This window comes from Streptomyces roseochromogenus subsp. oscitans DS 12.976, from assembly GCF_000497445.1.
Classification (GTDB): domain Bacteria; phylum Actinomycetota; class Actinomycetes; order Streptomycetales; family Streptomycetaceae; genus Streptomyces; species Streptomyces oscitans.
Genome location: NZ_CM002285.1, coordinates 9328819 through 9345898, shown reverse-complemented (window position 1 = coordinate 9345898; position 17080 = coordinate 9328819). Strand labels below are relative to the sequence as shown.

15 protein-coding genes and 3 pseudogenes are annotated in these 17080 nt (G+C 66.5%); 12 read left to right on the top strand and 6 right to left on the bottom strand.

Features of this window, described 5'->3' with window-relative positions:
- The first annotated feature begins 4 nt into the window (after positions 1–4).
- From M878_RS90075 to M878_RS000000100795, 4 genes and pseudogenes are all read left to right on the top strand, one after another.
- Positions 5–1066: a carbohydrate ABC transporter permease gene (locus M878_RS90075; protein ID WP_023553588.1), complete on the top strand. Its 1062-nt coding sequence runs from the start codon at positions 5–7 to the stop codon at positions 1064–1066.
- A complete protein-coding gene (locus tag M878_RS90070; RefSeq protein WP_023553587.1) occupies positions 1063–1896 on the top strand; it encodes a carbohydrate ABC transporter permease in 834 nt (277 codons plus the stop codon). The genes M878_RS90075 and M878_RS90070 overlap by 4 nt, the downstream gene beginning before the upstream one ends.
- A 42-nt stretch (positions 1897–1938) precedes the next feature.
- Complete coding sequence (locus M878_RS90065) at positions 1939–3612, top strand: glycoside hydrolase family 13 protein (protein ID WP_023553586.1); 1674 nt, start codon at positions 1939–1941, stop codon at positions 3610–3612.
- Positions 3613–3714: 102 nt separating this feature from the next.
- Positions 3715–3816, top strand: a pseudogene (locus M878_RS000000100795) (IS5/IS1182 family transposase); the annotation flags it as partial.
- 176 nt (positions 3817–3992) lie between these two features.
- On the opposite strand, the gene M878_RS90060 reads toward M878_RS000000100795, so the two are convergent.
- A complete protein-coding gene (locus M878_RS90060; protein WP_023553585.1) occupies positions 3993–4547 on the bottom strand; it encodes a L,D-transpeptidase family protein in 555 nt (184 codons plus the stop codon).
- A 503-nt stretch (positions 4548–5050) separates the two neighbouring features.
- Positions 5051–5506, bottom strand: a pseudogene (locus tag M878_RS50315) (TetR/AcrR family transcriptional regulator); the annotation flags it as partial.
- A gap of 412 nt (positions 5507–5918) precedes the next feature.
- On the opposite strand from M878_RS50315, the gene M878_RS92680 reads away from it, so the two are divergent.
- The gene (locus M878_RS92680) at positions 5919–6251 is read left to right on the top strand and encodes a helix-turn-helix domain-containing protein (RefSeq protein WP_023553583.1); all 333 of its coding nucleotides are present in this window, start codon (positions 5919–5921) and stop codon (positions 6249–6251) included.
- Between the two features lie 58 nt (positions 6252–6309).
- Here M878_RS92680 and M878_RS90050 read toward each other — a convergent pair whose 3' ends face one another.
- Together M878_RS90050 and M878_RS92675 are read right to left on the bottom strand one after the other, a co-directional pair.
- Positions 6310–7074, bottom strand: a complete 765-nt coding sequence (locus M878_RS90050) for a hypothetical protein (RefSeq protein ID WP_158692862.1) — start codon at positions 7072–7074, stop codon at positions 6310–6312.
- Positions 7075–7828: 754 nt separating this feature from the next.
- Entirely contained in the window at positions 7829–8251 is a 423-nt protein-coding gene (locus tag M878_RS92675) for a thioesterase domain-containing protein (RefSeq protein ID WP_078630525.1), read from the bottom strand.
- A gap of 511 nt (positions 8252–8762) precedes the next feature.
- Here M878_RS92675 and M878_RS90040 point away from each other — a divergent pair.
- Entirely contained in the window at positions 8763–9119 is a 357-nt protein-coding gene (locus M878_RS90040; protein ID WP_037730280.1) for a hypothetical protein, read from the top strand.
- 236 nt (positions 9120–9355) lie between these two features.
- On the opposite strand, the gene M878_RS97995 is transcribed toward M878_RS90040, so the two are convergent.
- Complete coding sequence (locus M878_RS97995; RefSeq protein WP_158692861.1) at positions 9356–9580, bottom strand: hypothetical protein; 225 nt, start codon at positions 9578–9580, stop codon at positions 9356–9358.
- A gap of 932 nt (positions 9581–10512) precedes the next feature.
- On the opposite strand from M878_RS97995, the pseudogene M878_RS000000101580 reads away from it, so the two are divergent.
- The 5 genes and pseudogenes from M878_RS000000101580 to M878_RS90010 all read left to right on the top strand — a co-directional run.
- Positions 10513–11223, top strand: a pseudogene (locus tag M878_RS000000101580) (IS5 family transposase); the annotation flags it as partial.
- Between the two features lie 40 nt (positions 11224–11263).
- The gene (locus tag M878_RS90025; protein ID WP_023553577.1) at positions 11264–11686 is read left to right on the top strand and encodes a hypothetical protein; all 423 of its coding nucleotides are present in this window, start codon (positions 11264–11266) and stop codon (positions 11684–11686) included.
- A 207-nt stretch (positions 11687–11893) separates the two neighbouring features.
- On the top strand, positions 11894–12394 hold the full coding sequence (locus tag M878_RS90020; protein ID WP_031227280.1) for a peptidylprolyl isomerase: 501 nt from the start codon (positions 11894–11896) through the stop codon (positions 12392–12394).
- Between the two features lie 1179 nt (positions 12395–13573).
- The gene (locus M878_RS90015) at positions 13574–14107 is read left to right on the top strand and encodes an inclusion body family protein (RefSeq protein WP_023553575.1); all 534 of its coding nucleotides are present in this window, start codon (positions 13574–13576) and stop codon (positions 14105–14107) included.
- A gap of 183 nt (positions 14108–14290) precedes the next feature.
- Positions 14291–14833 (top strand): inclusion body family protein, encoded by a 543-nt coding sequence (locus M878_RS90010; protein WP_245238328.1) that lies wholly within the window; start codon positions 14291–14293, stop codon positions 14831–14833.
- Between the two features lie 232 nt (positions 14834–15065).
- On the opposite strand, the gene M878_RS90005 is transcribed toward M878_RS90010, so the two are convergent.
- A complete protein-coding gene (locus tag M878_RS90005; RefSeq protein WP_023553573.1) occupies positions 15066–15704 on the bottom strand; it encodes a TetR/AcrR family transcriptional regulator in 639 nt (212 codons plus the stop codon).
- A gap of 68 nt (positions 15705–15772) precedes the next feature.
- Between M878_RS90005 and M878_RS90000 the strand changes: the two genes are divergently transcribed.
- Positions 15773–16708, top strand: coding sequence for a zinc-binding dehydrogenase (locus tag M878_RS90000; RefSeq protein WP_023553572.1), 936 nt, complete (start codon positions 15773–15775; stop codon positions 16706–16708).
- Positions 16709–17080 lie beyond the last annotated feature (372 nt).

Genomic DNA, 17080 nt, shown 5'->3' with positions numbered 1-17080 from the left:
GGTCATGGCCGACACGACAATCACGCCCGACACCACTGCGCCCGATCGCGGCAACGCTTACGGGCAGTCCTCGGCACCGTTGAGCCCGCGCCGCCGCACGCGGGCCCGGGCGACTGCCGGTTCGGGCCGGATGGCGGCCCTGCTGGTCTCCCCGACGCTCCTGGTCCTGACGATCGTGGTGTTCTACCCGACGCTCATGGCGCTGCGGGAATCGCTGTACGGGCCGAAGGGCTTGGACCCGAAGACCGGGTTCATCCGCACCACTGAGCCGTTCGTCGGACTACGCAACTACGCCGACGTCTTCGGCGCCGCCGGAGACCGCTTCTGGAACGCCTTTGGGAACACGACGTTCTTCACAGTCGTCACAGTGGCGCTGGAGACCGTGATCGGGGTCGCGATGGCGCTGATCATGCACAGGGCGTTCCGGGGCCGCGCCCTGGTACGAGCCGGCATCCTGGTGCCCTGGGCAGTGCCCACGGCCATCTCCGCCCTGCTGTGGCGGTGGATCTTCAACAGCGACGGCGTTGCCAACGCCATCCTCGGCCACCAGATCCTTTGGACCACCGAAGGCTTCCACGCCAAGGTCGCGGTCATCGTTGCCGAGGTGTGGAAGACCGCCCCCTTCATCGGGCTGCTGGTCCTGGCCGGCCTGCAGGTGATCCCCAAGGAGGTCTACGAGGCCGCCCGCATCGACGGAGCCAGCGCCCTGCGGCAGTTCTGGCACATCACCCTTCCCCTGGTGAAGCCCGCGCTGCTGGTGGCGGTGCTGTTCCGCTGCCTGGACGCACTGCGGATGTTCGATCTGCCCTACATTCTCATCGGCGCGCAGAAGAACTCGGTGGAAACCCTGTCCATGCTCGCCCAGAACGAAGCCTCTAACGTCCGCTTCGGACCAGCCTCCGCCTATGCGGTGCTCCTCTTCCTCTACGTCCTCCTCATGGCGCTCGCCTTCGTCCGGCTCCTGGGCACGGACCTCGTCAGCGACCGTGACGGCAGGAAGGCGAGCCGGAGCAGGCACCGACGGAATCCGGCGGCACGCCGTGCGAAAGAAGGTAGGGCCGCATGAGCCTCACGGCGAAATGGCGCAACGGCATGCTGTACGTGGGCGTCGTGGCGGTGGTGGCCTACTGTCTGGCCCCGTTCTACTGGATGCTCGTCTCCAGCCTGCGCCGCACCTCCGACATCTTCGACACCTCGCTGCTGCCCTCCCCCGTGTCGTTCGAGAACTACCAGGCGGTGTTCGACCCCTCCCAGGGCTTCACGCGTGCGCTGCTCAACAGCCTGATCGTGGCGGGCGTCACCACCGCGCTCGCACTGCTGCTGGCCACGTTCACCGCCTATGCGATGGCTCGGCTGGAGTTCCGGTTCAAGCGGCTGATCCTCACGCTGATCATCGCAACCTCGATGTTCCCGGTGGTGTCGATCGTGGTTCCGCTGCTGAAGCTGTTCACCGACGTCGGCTGGATCAACACCTACCAGGCCATGATCGTGCCGAGCATGTCGTTCACGCTGCCGCTCGCGGTGTGGAACCTCACCACGTTCTTCCGGCAGATGCCCGACGAGCTGGAACACGCAGCCATGATCGACGGCTGCACCCGCGGCCAGGCGTTCCGCAGGGTCATCATCCCCCTGGCCGCGCCGGGCATCTTCACCACCGCGATCATCACCTTCATCGCCGCCTGGAACGAGTTCCTCATCGCCCTGTCGATGACGAACAAGTCCGCCATGCAGACGGCGCCGGTCGCCATATCCAAGTTCTCCGGCGCCACCCAGTTCGAGACGCCGTTCGGCAGCCAGATGGCCGCAGGAGTCCTGGTCACCGTCCCTCTGGTGGTGCTGGTGCTTGTCTTCCAGCGCCGTATCGTCGCCGGACTCACCGCCGGCGCGGCCAAATAGACCCCGTCCTGTCCCAAACTCCCGAAGGACTCACTCCACACCATGTCCAGCACCGCACCGTGGTGGCGCAGCGCCGTCATCTACCAGGTCTACATCCGCAGTTTCGCCGACGCCAACGGTGACGGCGTCGGCGACATCGCCGGCATCCGCTCCCGCCTGCCGTATCTCAAGTCGCTCGGTGTCGATGCCGTCTGGATCAACCCGTGGTACAAGTCGCCGATGGCGGACCACGGATACGACGTGGCCGACTACCGCGCGATCGACCCCGTCTTCGGCACCGTGGCCGAGGCCGAGCAGCTCATCGCCGAAGCGCACCGGCACGGGATCCGTGTCATCCCCGACATCGTGCCCAACCACACCTCCGACCAGCACGCCTGGTTCCAGGCCGCGCTGGCGGCCGGACCCGGCAGCGCGGAACGCGAACGCTATGTCTTCCGGCCCGGTCGTGGACCGGACGGCGCCGAACCGCCCAACGACTGGGTCTCCTGCTTCGGCGGCCCCGCCTGGACCCGGCTGCCCGACGGGGAGTGGTATCTGCACCTGTTCGCACCTCAGCAGCCCGACCTCAACTGGCAACACCCCGACGTACGCGCGGAGTTCGAGTCGATCCTGCGCTTCTGGTTCAGCCGGGGTGTGGACGGGTTCCGCATCGACGTCGCCCACGGACTCGTCAAGCACCCCGAACTGCCCGACCTGTCGCCCGGCCCGGAGCCTGCGGTGCTGGGTCCCCTCGTCTCCCGGGATTCCGCAGACACGGGGCCTCGGCAGCACGTCGACCACCCTCACTGGGACCGTGACGAGGTCCACGACATCTACCGTGCCTGGCGCAGGGTGGCCGACGAGTTCCCGGGCAACCGGTCGTTCGTCGCAGAGGCGTGGGCGGACACCCCCGAACGGCTCGCCGCGTACGTCCGCGAGGACGGGCTGCACACCGCGTTCAACTTCGACTTCCTGATGTCCAGTTGGAACCCGAAGGATCTGCGCGCGGTCATCGACGACTCGCTCGCCATGCTCGGCGCGGTGGGCGCGCCGGCTACCTGGGTGCTGTCCAACCACGACGTCATGCGCCACCCGAGTCGCTACGGTCGCAGGACCGTCAAGCGCTGGACCGCGAACGAGCCGTACCGTCCGGAAGGCCCCGCGGACCCGGCGCTGGGGACCCGGCGCGCACGCGCGGCCGCCCTGCTCATGCTCGCCCTGCCCGGCGGAGCCTACATCTACCAGGGCGAGGAGCTCGGCCTGCCGGAGGTCGAGGACCTGCCCGAGGACGTGCTCCAGGACCCCGTCTGGGAGCGCTCCGGACACACCGACCGAGGCCGCGACGGCTGCCGCGTGCCCATCCCCTGGTCCGGAACGACCGCACCGTACGGCTTCAGTCCCGAGGCCCCCTCCGCCGCGCCCTGGCTGCCACAGCCCGCCACATGGGGCCGGCTGAGCGTGCAGGCGCAGACCGGGGACGAGACGTCGATGCTGGAGCTCTACCGCAGCGCCCTGCGCCGTCGCCGTGCGCACCCCGCGCTCGGCGACGGCACCCTCACCTGGCTGGGCGCCCCCGAGGGAGTCCTGGCCTTCCGCCGCGACCCCGGTTTCGTCTGCGTGGTCAACCTCTCGGCCGAGGCGTACCAGCTGCCCACCCACACCTCGCTCCTGCTGTCGAGCGGCCCCGTCGAGGACGGCCTGCTCGCGCCTGACCACGCGGCCTGGCTCACCGTGTAAAGCCGTGTCTTACACGGTCAGTTGGCCGTTCGACGGGTCATGGGGAGTGGGCGGCTGTCGTGTGTGGTCCTCGACTCCGCCCATCTCCGCCGCCAGCACCCGTCCTGGCTGACCGGCTGCCGGCGCCTCAACCACCGCGAACGCAAACCCGGCAACTACGTGGCATTCCCCGGAATCGTCGCAACCCTCTGCTGCTGCAAACGCCGCCCTCGTCCCCCAGAAGACCCTCCTGCCCGGACAGAAAACCCTCCCGCCCGTCTCCTTCGGGACAAAGCGCACTCACCTCCGCCCTGACCACCAAAAGCGGCGGCGCCGACAGGCGGCGAGAACCGCCGATACGCGAGCCCCCGCAGCAGGTACCTGCACGGCCGGCCCGGCTTTCACGACTCAAGGTGCTGCCGGTCCCCCATCACCACGACCGGACGCCGCGCCGGGTCCAGCACACGCAGAAGCGTCTTCATACCCGACTCCGGCACCGTGACACAGGCCGACGTCCCGTCACCGTGATCCATGTGCAGCCAGATCCCGCCACCACGCTCTACTCCGTCGGGGCGACTCCAGTCGAACGGCGGAACACCGCTCACCCGGTTGTAGTCGATAGCGATCACATAGTCGAAATCGTGATCATGAACTTCCCCAGGAGCCAGCATCGACGCGAAAGCATTGTCGTCCTGCCAGTACCTCAGCCGGCTCCCCGGATCCTCCAGCGAGCCTCCCGCATCCGTAAGGGTGAACACACCCACCGGACTGTGCTCGTCGTCCATGTGATGGTCCGTCGTCCAGCCCAACCGGCCGTTGTGCCCCGGCCAGCTCGCCGTCCGCTCCCACAGCGAACCCCGCTTCTGATACAGCACCACCACACTCTCGGCCGAATCCGGCCCCTCCCCATACACCACCACAACCTGCCCGCTGTCAGCCGGAACCTGCTCCCACATCCGCTCCCCCACACCCGGAACACGCGCCTGAACCACAGGCCGGCCAGGAGAAGCCGTCGCCGCACCCGGCGCACCACCCGGAATCCTGTGCGCCACCCTGTTCCCGGCCCCGCGATCGCACCCCGACACACCACCCAGCAACACACCACAGGCAACAACCGCACTTATGACACGACACACATCACCGCGCCACACTCGCCGACGACACGACAGGGCCACCAAGAAAGTCCACATGGCCACGATCCTGAGACCACACTCAAGCCGCCCGCACCTCCACACGGCAACCGGCCCAACCCCACCGCCCTGCACCCGCCGACCCACCTGAGCCGACACCGTCCGGCCCCACCCACCACCCACGCTGCCGCCGCCAGGCCACCAAACCGCGGCCAGGCCGACCTGGCCGCACACCCGACCAAGCCCCGGGACCGCTGTCATCACATCCCGTCCCGCCCCGGACCCACAGCCCGATGGCCGGTCCCGAGGACCCTCCCGCCCGAGCCACCTCAACCCCCGACAGGCACCGCAAGCCGGCAGAGGCCAAGGATGGCCGGGGCAGCAACTCGGCCGTCCTCTGCGAGCAGCGGCCGGAGGGCGCCGAGAACCGCGCCGATGCAGACGTCGCGCACATGGGTGCGGGTACAGGTCTCGCGGGTGAGCCAGTCGACGCAAAGGACCTGGTCGAAGACCAGCCCGCTCTTCAGGACGCCCGACACAGCCTCGCGGGTACTTTCGTCCGCGAGTGGGAGTACGGCCAGCAGCCGCGCCCGGAGCGCGTCCAGCTCGTTCGTCATGATCTTCTGGATCACCGGGCCACCCGCGAGGACCCGGTTCGCGGCAAGGACGGCGTTGCGGTTCGCCACGGAGTGCTCGAGATGGACGTCCATACCCTGGCTGAGCTGTTCCACCAGGGAGTCTGCGGGGTCGAACCGAGTCCCGGCGAGCAGCTGATCCGCCGGCTGGCCCTCCCCCGGCGGCTGGCTAGTCGTCGAAGAGCCCTACGACCTGCCGGCCGCCACCTCCCCCTATCCCCTGGTCGACCAACTGCTGAAGGACCCGGCGTTCATCGACATCCCTCAAATGACCATCTCGGCATGGGGCCGCCGCCCGTCGGACACCCCGGGCCCGGCGGGGCACCAAGACACCCTCGCGTACAGCGCATGAATCTGTCCGCCGAGTGTCCTTAGCAGCTCCTATCACGGGCCCAACAGGGTGACTTTGCGTCAGTTTCGCGACGGACTGCTGCAGACCAGGGCCCTGGATGGGGAGTGTCGGGTGTAGATTTTTCACCAACCGAGTTTTTAGTCATAGCTAAAGGTGGCATGCTGATGGAGTGGCAACGAGTGTTGTCTCTCCATGAGTTGGGGGTGAATCATGGGCATTTTTGCCCGTGACGAGAGCCGGACCACCCTAGCGGCTTCCCGGATAGCGAGACAGGCGACTGCTTCCCTGGCCGGCCTGCTGGCCGGGCAGGGCAAGACCCGCTCCGATCTGGCAGCGGCGATGGGCGTCAGCCCGGGCCGCGTCAGCCAGATCATGTCCGGCGATGCGAACCTGACAGTGCGGACACTCGCCGCCGTGGCGGAGGCGCTGGATGCCGATGTCCAGATCACCTTCTGTACCCGAGGGCAGTCGACGGGCACCAAAGCTTGCGACGGCACGGACTCGTCGCCCATCAGGAGCAGCGGGCTCTCGGCCCACCGCTGAGCATTGGAACGGCACTTGCGTCCCAAAGTCATCTCGTTGGCGGGTGATCCGCCTCCTTTCAGCGGGTCAGCCAGCGGTCGAACCAGCGACGCTGCGGTGGCAGAACCGGACTGTGGAACGCGTCGTCGGACATCGCCTTCGCACGCAGGGTCTTAAGTTCTTCGTTCTCGCTGCGGCGGCCGTGAACGTACGCGAAGCGCAGCAGGTGTCCACATTGCGCGAGGGCGGTGCCGAACGCCTGGCGCCGGGCGATGAGTTCGTCACCCGTCGGTTCGCGCTCGGCCTGACGGCATGCCTCATCGATCCCTGTCTGCACGTCCAGCGCCACGTCGATCGCCCTCTCCACATCCGTATAGATGGCGGTGATCACCTTGGTCTCGGCAGCGAGCGGATGCCGCTCCAGCAGGTACAGCTTGAGATCGTGGACGAACACCCTGAGCTGGGCAGACGTTTCGATACCGCGAAGAAAGCGGTCCGACCAGGTACAGGCGTCAAGGTGCACGCGCTGCACCAGCCGCTCCCTGGCCAGGGCGATGCCCAGTGTCATGAACTTGACGTACGGCTGCGTTGTCTCATCCTGTTTCCGCCGCGGCAGCGCGGTGGCTCCCGTCGCAGCACCCGCAACCACCGGAGGAATGGACGCCGCGTGCGGCAGCAGCACCACCGCGCCGGCCGCCACCACACCCATCAATGCCAGCACAAGCAACACCAGACCGGACGACGCCCAGCTGCCCAGCAGCCGGCCCTTGCCGGAGAACTCACGCGCCAGCCCGACCCACGCGATCACCGCGCTCACCGCAGCCGGTAGCACATAATCAGCCAACCAGGCATGTTGCCAACTCATCGACGGTGCCCCCAAAACATCGCGCGGACAGGCCGGACCGTCATCAACGTGCGCAAGCCAAGCAGAGCTCCCTCCCAGCACGTCACACCAGCGCACAGTCCTCTCGCCGCAGACCAAACGTCGAAAACTGCCGCGAGTAGAGCCGATGATGTCAGCCAGCACGAGACCACGCCGTTACTTTCAGCAACAATGGGCCAGCGTGTCCGGTCTCTCCCAGAACTCACGCAACGCCGTCAGCCCAGGCCCGCGGAAACCCGTCGCACCATCACACCGCAGTCGTATCGGGGGCGCGCCGTAACACAGTGCAGGAGACTTCCCCAACACGCGGACTGAGCCCCAGAACGGAACGCGCGAGGTTCTGGCCCCGCGCGGGGGGCCGACCACTGGGCGACGGGAGCTTTTACCCCGCCCCATGGCCGCAGGCCGTTTCCGAAGGGGCCCACTTCCTTGCCCGTCCGCCCCGCCCGCCCTCCGGACACACCCGTGCCCGGATAGGGGTCACGGCGGGCCTTGCCTACACGTTGGTGAATACTCTGAGTGAGCATTCGCCCGAGCTGTGGCAAGGGTGGGGACCGCTACTGAGGGCGGTCCCTGGAAGGTGGCGGATCAAGCCGGCGCCCCGGGCTCAGACGAGGAGCTGGTCGCGGCTGACCACGTGGTCGTCCTCGCCGCCGAACAGCGAGCAGGGTAATGGGTGTGCGGGCGCGGTCCGCGGCGCGCGGGCGCCAGTTCTTCACCCGGCGGAAGTCCGCGCGCAGGCGCGGCCCACACACCGCACAGATGTCGTCGTCCTCAAAGATCGCCCCTGGCAGGCCGCCATGGCGGCGAGGGCGGAGTCCAGGCCGTCAGAGGGCAGTGTGTGCAGGGCCGTGCTGCCGAAGCGGGGCTGCTCGGCGGAAGGCGCCTCGCAGGCGGGGATACCGAGCGACACCGGACGCTCCAGGCCCTGTTCGACGAGCTGGAGTGTCATCTCGTACGCGGCGAGGGCGCCCATGCTGTGGCCTAACAGGGCGAATGGCGTGTCCAACAGGGGCGCAGGTCCGTGAGGAGCAGGCGGCGAGGCCGGTGGCGCTCTCGGGACGGGCATCGCGCTTAGTGGGCCCCGGCTGGGCGCCTCGACACGGCAGACGTCCCAGTCGTCGGGGAGGTGCGGCACCCATCAGCGCCGGCGAGGCGGGAGCCGCCCGCGTGTGCAGGACGAAGAGACTGAGGGCCGCGTCGTCGACGGGGTGCACTCGCCGAGGCTGTAGCCGAGAGGCGCACTGAGTGAACTCGATGTGCGAGGCGTCCTTCGGAATCGGCCCTGGGCTCCTCTCTCTGACCCCAGCCGCAGCGTAGCGGTCGGGGCTTCGTGACCGCGGTCTTCTTCGGCTGGCGCGGGACTGTCTCGGTCTTGTCGAGGTGTCCGCACACCGTCGAGCGGGGCACGCCGAACATGTCGGCGATCTGCTGGACGACTTTCTCCCGCTCGTCGTAGGGGCATGACCCAGATACGCCAGAAACCCGCCGCGGGATGATCTTGGAGTCCCGACGGCCAGTTACTGGGTGTCGGTAAGAAGCTGTTGTCTTTCCGGACTTGAGGGCTGCGTTTCCGCTGGTCGGGCGTAGGGTCGGCGGTCCCGTGGGAGTGGTGGCCTGGCGTACTGTCGCTCCTGGGGAGGTCGCGGATGCCGTCGGTGGCTGGGCTGTTGGAACAGCGTGAGCTGGGTGCTCGCCGTCGCGTGGACGAGCTGCGTGAGCAGGCCCACCGCATCCACGCCGAACTGGCCCCGGCCGAGCAGGAATGGCAGGAGTGGGCGATCGATCGCAGACGGGTCGGTACGGTACTGGATCCGGACGGCGGCAGCAGCGCCGAGACGGAGACCACCCCGGATGTGCGGGATGCGGACGCACCATCGGCGCCCCGGGAGGCGGCGAAGCCGAAATACGCCTCCGACTGCCCTCCCCGGCCGCGCATCCAGCCAGGCATAGGCAGCAACGGCCGGATGGCTGCTCACTCCGCGTCCGTCATGTCCGTCGGATGACGCGGCCGCCGGGAGCCGGTGTCGGCGGCGTTTCCGAACCGGTGAGCCAGACAGTCACACTCCAACGTGACGGAACTGGACCGCCCGGCCCTCGACACGGAACACTGCGGCCACCCAATCGGGACTCCCGTTCGATCGACAAACCCCAAGATCGGTACGACAACAGGCTACTTACGCCGCTCGGGCCTTCCCTGACGCCGCAATGTCAGGCGCGCATCGGGATAGGAGACAACGATCTAGCGTTGGGCTTTTTGGAGCTTGCTCACGGACGCTTTCGCCACCTCTTGCAGCATGTGGGGGTAATACCCGTCATGTGCGAACACCGTGATGGTGAGCGATACCGTGCCAACTCGCACCAGGCCAATGGTCACGCATTCGCTCAGCCTGCCGGATATCAGACCGACACGGGTAACGGTGGAATCGTCACCCATTACCGGCAGCGGCAGGGGGGCCAGGTTCATGCGCTGCTTCCCACCCTCGTCCGTAAGATGGGAGCATCCCTTTGCAGAGCTACGAGTGTCGTTGATGACCTGCTGTGCATCGGCCGACGAGGCATGGCCCACCAAGGAGACCCTGATCTTCATCGTTCCGGCGGCCGTGTTGGCGGTGAAGGCCCTACCCAGCTCGGAAGAGGGATGGTAGGAGTCTACGGACGCGTTGGAAGCGTTCAGGAATTCCGTGCAGACCGGCCCTCCGGAGCTCGCTGTGAGCCTTCGGGTCATGATCCCGGTACTGTCATGTGCTGGGTCGGCTCGCAGGCCCGGAACGTCTGCGGCGGCTATCGCGGCAGCCTTTAGCTGACTCTCCGTCATTGGGGTCCCACTCGCCGCCGAAGGCGAAGTGGAGCCGGCTGGTGAATGGGTGGGGTTGGAACTCGACTGTGTCGACTGCCTTGCGGCAGTTGGCAAAGGCTTGTGGGGTGCCTGGGCCGTCCCGCTGGCACTGCTGCACGCCGACACCGGAATAATGCCCAGCGAGAGAGCCGCTGCGCACGCAACGCGTCTGGCCTTTAGATTCACAGCCCCAACCTTTGGATCATCAGTTCGACCGGCGCAGGCAGTGTAGCGGTCGAGCCCCTCGGTCGATGGACGCAGGGTGAGAGGCGGCGCCGTGGGCTGGATCGCCGCCCGCTCCCCGTCCGTCATGTCCGGTACCGGCGCTGCCGCTCGGGCCGGTCGGCCGCGTTTGCGCACACGTGCGCGAGGCAGTCACATGGCAGAGCAGCCAAGTCGGGCTGCCCTGTCATCGACATGGAAGACTGCGGCACTGGGACCTCCTGTTGCCGCATGGTTCGACACCCACGAGCTGTTCAGGAAGCCCCTTCCCCATGCCCTCGCCACGGATGGATCACCCGACCGGGACCCGCATTCGACCGCCACCGCTCGAGATCGAGTACGCGATGCGGGAGATCGTCAACGCGATCCTCTATCAGGCCCGCACCGGCTGCCAGTGGCGCTACCTTCCCCACGACCTGCCGCCGAAGAGCGCCGTGTACTACTACTTCGGCAGATGGCGCGACGACGGCACTGCCGAGACCATCCATGACCTGCTGCGCTGGCAGGTCCGCGAAAGCCGCAGACGGAGCGAGGACCCCACCGCGGTCGTGATGGACTCCCAGACCGTGCGCGGGTCGGTGAACGCACCGAAGCAGACGACCGGGCTGGATCCGGGGAAGAAGAGCCCGGGCCGCAAGAGAGGCATCGCCACCGACGTTCTCGGCCTGGTCATCGCGGCCGTCGTAGTCGCGGCCAGTGTCCACGACAACGCGATCGGCATCACGCTGCTGGACAAGGCCGCCGCCTCCGCGCCGACCGTGACGAAGGCATGAGTGGACGCCGGATTCAAAAACCAGGTGGTCGAACACGGCGCCCGCCTCGGAATCGACGTCGAGATCGTCCAACGCGAGCCCGGTGCACGAGGGTTCGTGCCGGAGCCCAAGCGGTGGGTGGTCGAGCAGACTCTGGGCACCCTTATGCTCCACCGGCGTCTGGCACGCGACTACGAAGCACGGCCAGCCAGCTCGGTGGCAATGATCCACTGGTCCATGACCGACGTCATGCTCCGGCGCCTCACCCGCACCTCCACCCCGACCTGGCGCGATCCGCCGGCCCGGCACGCAGCATCCCCGACCAGCGGGAGCGTCGATGAGGGAACTCCTGGAGAAGATCGAGACCCGGCAGCAGCTCATCCGCGAGACGGCCGAACGATTGCGTGACCAGATTGCCTGGCTCACTGAACAACTCGCCGCGGCCGAAGAGACGTTGAACCGTCTGGAGACCACCCGGGAGACCATCCTGGAACTGGCCCCCGAGGAGGGCACCCCGCCACCTGAGCCGCTGCCTGACGGATACCGCGAGATCCTGGCGCTCTTCGAGCAGGCGGGAGAAGGGCTCCGCGCCAGGGAGGTCTCCCGGGCGCTCGGCCTCGGCACCGAGCCGCGGCACACCGAAAACACCCGTGCCAAGCTGAAACGCCTGGTGACCCGCGACATCCTCACCGAACCTGAGCCCGGCCTGTTCACCCTCGCCAAGGCAGCACCAGCTGCCCCAGAGGCCAGCTCAAGCTGAGATCCGGCGAACGCTCGCAGAACGCCTCACACCGAATGGACGCACCAGACACGGCTCGGTAACCCAATTGGCGTTGCGGGTCGCCAGCCTGCTCTGCCCAGCGGTGGCTGGTTGAACTAGACGCCGGGCTGGTAGCCCTTCACCCGTGCGGGTGCCGATTGCGGTGCGAACACCGTCTTCAGCCTGGAATGAGTGAAGGTATGCTGTATGTCAGCGTCTAATCCCCAGGTCTACTTCGACGTCAGTGCTAACGGTCAACCTCTCGGGCGGATCACGTTCATGCTCTTCGCGGACACGGTGCCCAAAACAGCGGAGAATTTCCGGGCGCTGTGCACTGGCGAGCAGGGCTTCGGTTATGCGGGCTCGACCTTCCACCGGGTCATTCCCCAGTTCATGCTCCAAGGCGGCGACTTCACCAACCACAACGGAACCGGCGGCAAGAGCATCTACGGCGCCAAGTTCGCGGACGAGAACTTCAAGCTCAAGCACGACCGGCCCGGCCTCCTCAGCATGGCCAACGCTGGCCCGAACACCAACGGATCGCAGTTCTTCATCACCACCGCGGTGACCTCATGGCTGGATGGGAAGCACGTCGTATTCGGCGAGGTCACCAGCGGCATGGACGTGGTGAAGAAGATCGAGGCCTTCGGCAGTCAGTCAGGGAAGACCTCGCAGAAGATCGTCATCGACGAATCCGGTCAGCTCTGACTGGGTGTTCTGCGAGGTTCAACGGTCCGCATGGTGGCCCGGTACTCCCGAAGCTGCCGCGAAGTGAAAAGTAACTCTCCGTAATCACCTTTGGCCTGCGGTGAAGCGTCGCCACCTGTTGCCCGATGTGCCGGGACACGACAGTTGCCACCTGGACAGGGTTTCTGTCACCGCGAGCGGCGATAACGCACGGCCGAGTCGTCGACGCTGGTCGGCGTCGTGAAACCGGTGACATACGCGCTGTCCTCAGCGCCGTGGTGACAAGAACCGCGTCCCGCTGGTGACAACCACCGTGTCCCGCCGCCGTCGACCACCAGGTCGTGGACGTTGTTCGGTGACAACTACCGTGTCCCGGCACACCCGACTCCCTGGCGAGGGAAGCGTCTTGACGCCTGTCCAGCACGTTGACCTGCGGATTTCTTGGGATTCAGGATTCGTGAACTCGCTCCTTGGCCCGGTACTCCCGAAGGTGCCGCCGTCGCAACGGGTGACGGGTCATGGCCATGGCTTCTCGGCTCCGGATAACCTCACCCGGTTTCGCGGCCAGCAAAGGCGAAGTGCATGAGCCCGATGGTGCGGTCGGCGTGTCGTGTCAACCGGCGCCACGGACAATCACCGCGCCGCTGATCGAGCGGCGCAAGTCCTGGGCTGCGGTGCACAGAACGCTCTGCTGTTGTCATATGCGCATGACCTCGCCGGTTCTGACCGATCCTAATTTCGTTGTTGTCAGCGCAACTTGTACGCACCCCGTCGCCACACAGTACTTCCCTCATCCCGCCCGGAACACGCCCCGCTCACAGAAGAGAAGAGAGCGCCTGGCGTGACACAAGCGAGAGCCGGTCCTCTGCACGGCCTTGGCTGATGGCATATTTCAGGCTTCATCACCGTGACTTCATAGGGGGTTTTCACGTCCAATTCTCACGCATGTCCGGATACCGTGCTTGTTAGCGTATCTAGTAGCTGTAATTCTTCTTCGTGTTCCACCAACGGCAGGTTGCGAGCTTCTGTGTAGCTGAATATTCGCCGCAACGAAAAGTGACCCAGGGTTCGTGATCCGCGCACCAGCCGTGGAAGATATTCGCGCGAAAGGAGTTCCAGAGTTCCCCGGTCCCCAGATCTACATGCTCGTCGCGCGACCCGGCAAGCGTCGCCAGAGCGGCAGAGAAAAGGAGAGGAACCATGACGGCAGAAGCCAACGAAGAAGCCCTTCCCGCACAAGCCTCGAAGATCATCAACGTGTTGATCTCCTACGACGCCTTCACCATCAAGGAGCGGTACCCGAACCCCTCCCAGGACCCCAACAATCCGACACACGTCGGCCACGATCTGATTTACATGACGACCCGCCAGGACAGCATCATCGGCATGCCGGGAGCCGAGCTCAACATCGCTGCCAGTCCTGGAGACCTGATCAGGTGGCGCGAGACAACCCTGTCGCTCAACTTCGACTACAGCGCTCTGCTGTACAGGTATGTGAGCGCAGACCAGCACCTCATCAGTCCCCCGCAGGTCCGGAGGATCGACGCCAGGCTGCCGCTGCCGATCCCCAACAGCCACGAATTCGAAACGCAGGACATCGAGCAGCACTACTGGAGCACGGAAGTTCTGAAGTTGGGAACGGTCACGTACAGGTTCTTCTTCCAGCTTCTCGACGGCAAGAACCGGCTGGGGTTCTTCCAATGGGACCCGTTCATCACCATCAAGCCGCGCTGAGTGACGGAGCACGGAGCCGTCACGGCAACAGACCCTTCCGCACGTGGCTAGCCGGGCGGCCCGGCGGGCGCATCCTGCCCGCTGGGCCGCCCGGCTCTGGACTTCCCGCGGCTTCCAGGTTCTTACGCCCATTGTGCGGCATTACCGGAATCATCCGATCGGACAGCCGAAGGAGGGCGAACCGTGATCACAGCAATCCCCGCAGGTTGCACTGCGCAGGAATGCCTGCGTGTCGTCAATGTGTTGATCGCATTCGATGCCTTCACTATCGTCGAGCGATACCCGAACCCCTCGCAGGACCCCGCCCGACCGACGCCGGTCGACCCGGCACTGATCCACCTGACGACCCAGCAGGACGGCGTGATCGGCCAGTCGGCACACCGGCTTTGCGTCAGAGCCGATCCTGGAGACGTGATCAGGTGGCGCGAGACAACCCTGTCACTCGGCTTCGACTACAGCGTCCTGCTGTACAAGTACGTGGTCCGCACTGACAGGAAGCTCATCAGCGACCTTCAACCTGTGATCGTTGACGCTCTTCTTCCGCTCCCGGTATCCGAAACAGACCACGAATTCGAAACGCAGGCCGTCCTGGGGCACTACTGGGCCGCACACGTCCAGAGGTCAGGGAGCGACCGGTACAAATTCTTCTTCCAGCTCCTCAGCGGTAAGAATCGACTGGGCTTCTTCCGCTGGGACCCACAGATCACGATTCGGCGCCGGAGTTGATGGCACGGATCCGGCCCAGCCGACGCCGTTCTCGCCAGGGCCCGAGTCGGGCTGAGCACCGGCACAACCCCGTGACCGCTCAGAACGAACCGTCACAGAACACCCACTGAAGAAGCGTGTCACCAGCCGTAAAGTGGGCCGGGGACCGGAAAGACGTCAGCGCTGAGGCGTGCCCGGCGGTGGGTGGGCGTCCTGTCGTCACAGGTTCAGCAGCGGGCTTCGTACCGTCCGCTCAGCTGTCCTGTGCTGCCAGTGCCGCGACCGCGGGGATGGCCGCGAAGGCCTTGTGTATGTGCCGTATGAGTGCCGCGCGGTCTTGCTGTGCGGGGTCCGATGAGGTCCATGTCTCCAGTGCGCAGCGCCAGGCGGCCAGCATGAGGTCGAGCAGTAGGCGCAGCTCGGTGCGGCCGGGGGACTGTCCGGCCAGCCGGTCTGCCACGATCCGAACGATGGTCGCGGAGACCTCTGAGCAGTGGCGCAGGCTGTGTGCGGTCAGCGCGGGGGTGCGGTCGGCCAGGCTGCGGCTGGCCAGGAAGCGCTGCTCCCATCCGTCCGTCATCTGCTCCAGTGCCGCGAACAGCGCGTCCTTGTAGGTGCCGAGCAGGTGTTCGCCGGTCAGGGGCCGGCTCTCGATGTCTGTGAGGTAGGCGGCCCACAGTTCCTTCTCGGGGGCCAGGGCCACGTCTTCCTTCGAGGTGAACGTGCGGAAGAAGGTGCGCTTGGAGACTTCTACAGCATCGACGATCTCGTCCAGTGTGACCGCGGCGAAGTCGCGCGCGGTGAACAGCTCGAGGGCCGTATCGACCAGAGCTTGACGGGTCCGCAGCTTCTTGCGCTCACGCAGCGGCAATTCCTTCGGGTCCTTCTGCACGAGACAAAGCCTACCAGCAGCATTTGCCCCTTGTAGGCTTACGCCACTGAGTGGCACTATCTCTCGTCGTGAAGGCACTGACGATTGATCACTCAGCCCCAGGTCACCTTGCGCTCACCCCGGTCCCCGACCCCGAACCCGCCGCCCACCAGGCTCTGATCCAGGTCCGCGCGTTCTCGCTCAACGCCGGCGAGGTCCACCACGTCATCCCCGAGGGCGAAGCCGGCACGGTGCCCGGCTGGGACGCCGCAGGCGTGGTGGTCCGGGCAGCCGCTGACGGCTCCGGTCCCGCGGTCGGCACCCCCGTCGTCACCGTGGGGGCTGACGGCGCCTGGGCCGAACTGCGCGCCGTGGACACCGATTTGATTGGCACTGTGCCCGAGGGAGCCGACCTCGGCCCGATCAGCACGTTGCCGGTCGCAGCGGGCACGGCCCTGCGCGCCCTGCGCCGCATCGGTCCGATCCTGGGACGGCGCGTCCTGGTGACCGGCGCGGGCGGCGGCGTGGGCCGCTTCACCCTGCAGCTCGCGGCCCGGGGCGGCGCCCATGTCACCGCGGTGACCAGCGATCCGGCGAAGGCGGACGCGCTGCGCGCACTCGGCGCCCACGAAACCGTCACCGACCTGGCCGCGCTCCAGCACCTCGAACCGGTGCACGGCGTGGTCGAACTGGTCGGCGGCGCCCACATGGTCGCCGCACATGGCGCCCTGGCCGAGAACGGCGTGCTGGTTGCCGCAGGACACATATCCGGCGACGGCGAGCAGTTCCCCTACGGAGCCCTCTTCGGCAACGGCCACCGTCACAACCGCCAGATCGCCACCTACTTCCTGCTGGACGACGCCGTAGGACTGGGCGCCGACCTCACCTGGCTCGCCGCACTCACTGCGCGCGGCGAGTTGGATCCGCAAGTCGCCCTGCGCACCGACTGGACGCAGGCAGCGCGGGCAGCTGCCGAACTGGCAGGCCGCCGCGTGCCGGGCAAAGTCGTTATCGACGTCCACTGAGCGGACGGTACGAAGTCCGCTGCCGAACCTGTGACGACCCCGTGGACTGCGAAGCCAGCAGGGCGAATTGTCGCAGTTGACTTCGTAACATCCGCTCAGGAGTGCCGGATCGGCGACACCGCAACTTTCGCCGAGGCGCGGAGGAACAGTGCGTCTCACAGGCACCGAAGCGGCCGCTGAGTTCGACGGCCCGGGGCCTCCTCGTCTGGGCCCCGAGAGGCTCGTCGGGTCGTCACCGCACCATGTCGTCAAGGTAGCCGGCGGTAGGCCAGCGCCAGAAGGTGGGACGCATAGACTCACGAATGTCTCGGGAATCTCCGACAGACCCTCGGCACGGCGGCCGTGCCTGAGAAGACGATGCCGGACACCGAC

Bases quoted from the DNA above. Each gene is read 5' to 3' on its own strand.
- M878_RS90075 (WP_023553588.1), top strand. From the start codon at position 5: ATGGCCGACACGACAATCACGCCCGACACCACTGCGCCCGATCGCGGC.
- M878_RS90070 (WP_023553587.1), top strand. From the start codon at position 1,063: ATGAGCCTCACGGCGAAATGGCGCAACGGCATGCTGTACGTGGGCGTC.
- M878_RS90065 (WP_023553586.1), top strand. From the start codon at position 1,939: ATGTCCAGCACCGCACCGTGGTGGCGCAGCGCCGTCATCTACCAGGTC.
- M878_RS90060 (WP_023553585.1), bottom strand. From the start codon at position 4,547: ATGTGGGAGCAGGTTCCGGCTGACAGCGGGCAGGTTGTGGTGGTGTAT.
- M878_RS92680 (WP_023553583.1), top strand. From the start codon at position 5,919: ATGGGCATTTTTGCCCGTGACGAGAGCCGGACCACCCTAGCGGCTTCC.
- M878_RS90040 (WP_037730280.1), top strand. From the start codon at position 8,763: ATGCCGTCGGTGGCTGGGCTGTTGGAACAGCGTGAGCTGGGTGCTCGC.
- M878_RS97995 (WP_158692861.1), bottom strand. From the start codon at position 9,580: ATGAACCTGGCCCCCCTGCCGCTGCCGGTAATGGGTGACGATTCCACC.
- M878_RS90025 (WP_023553577.1), top strand. From the start codon at position 11,264: ATGAGGGAACTCCTGGAGAAGATCGAGACCCGGCAGCAGCTCATCCGC.
- M878_RS90020 (WP_031227280.1), top strand. From the start codon at position 11,894: ATGTCAGCGTCTAATCCCCAGGTCTACTTCGACGTCAGTGCTAACGGT.
- M878_RS90015 (WP_023553575.1), top strand. From the start codon at position 13,574: ATGACGGCAGAAGCCAACGAAGAAGCCCTTCCCGCACAAGCCTCGAAG.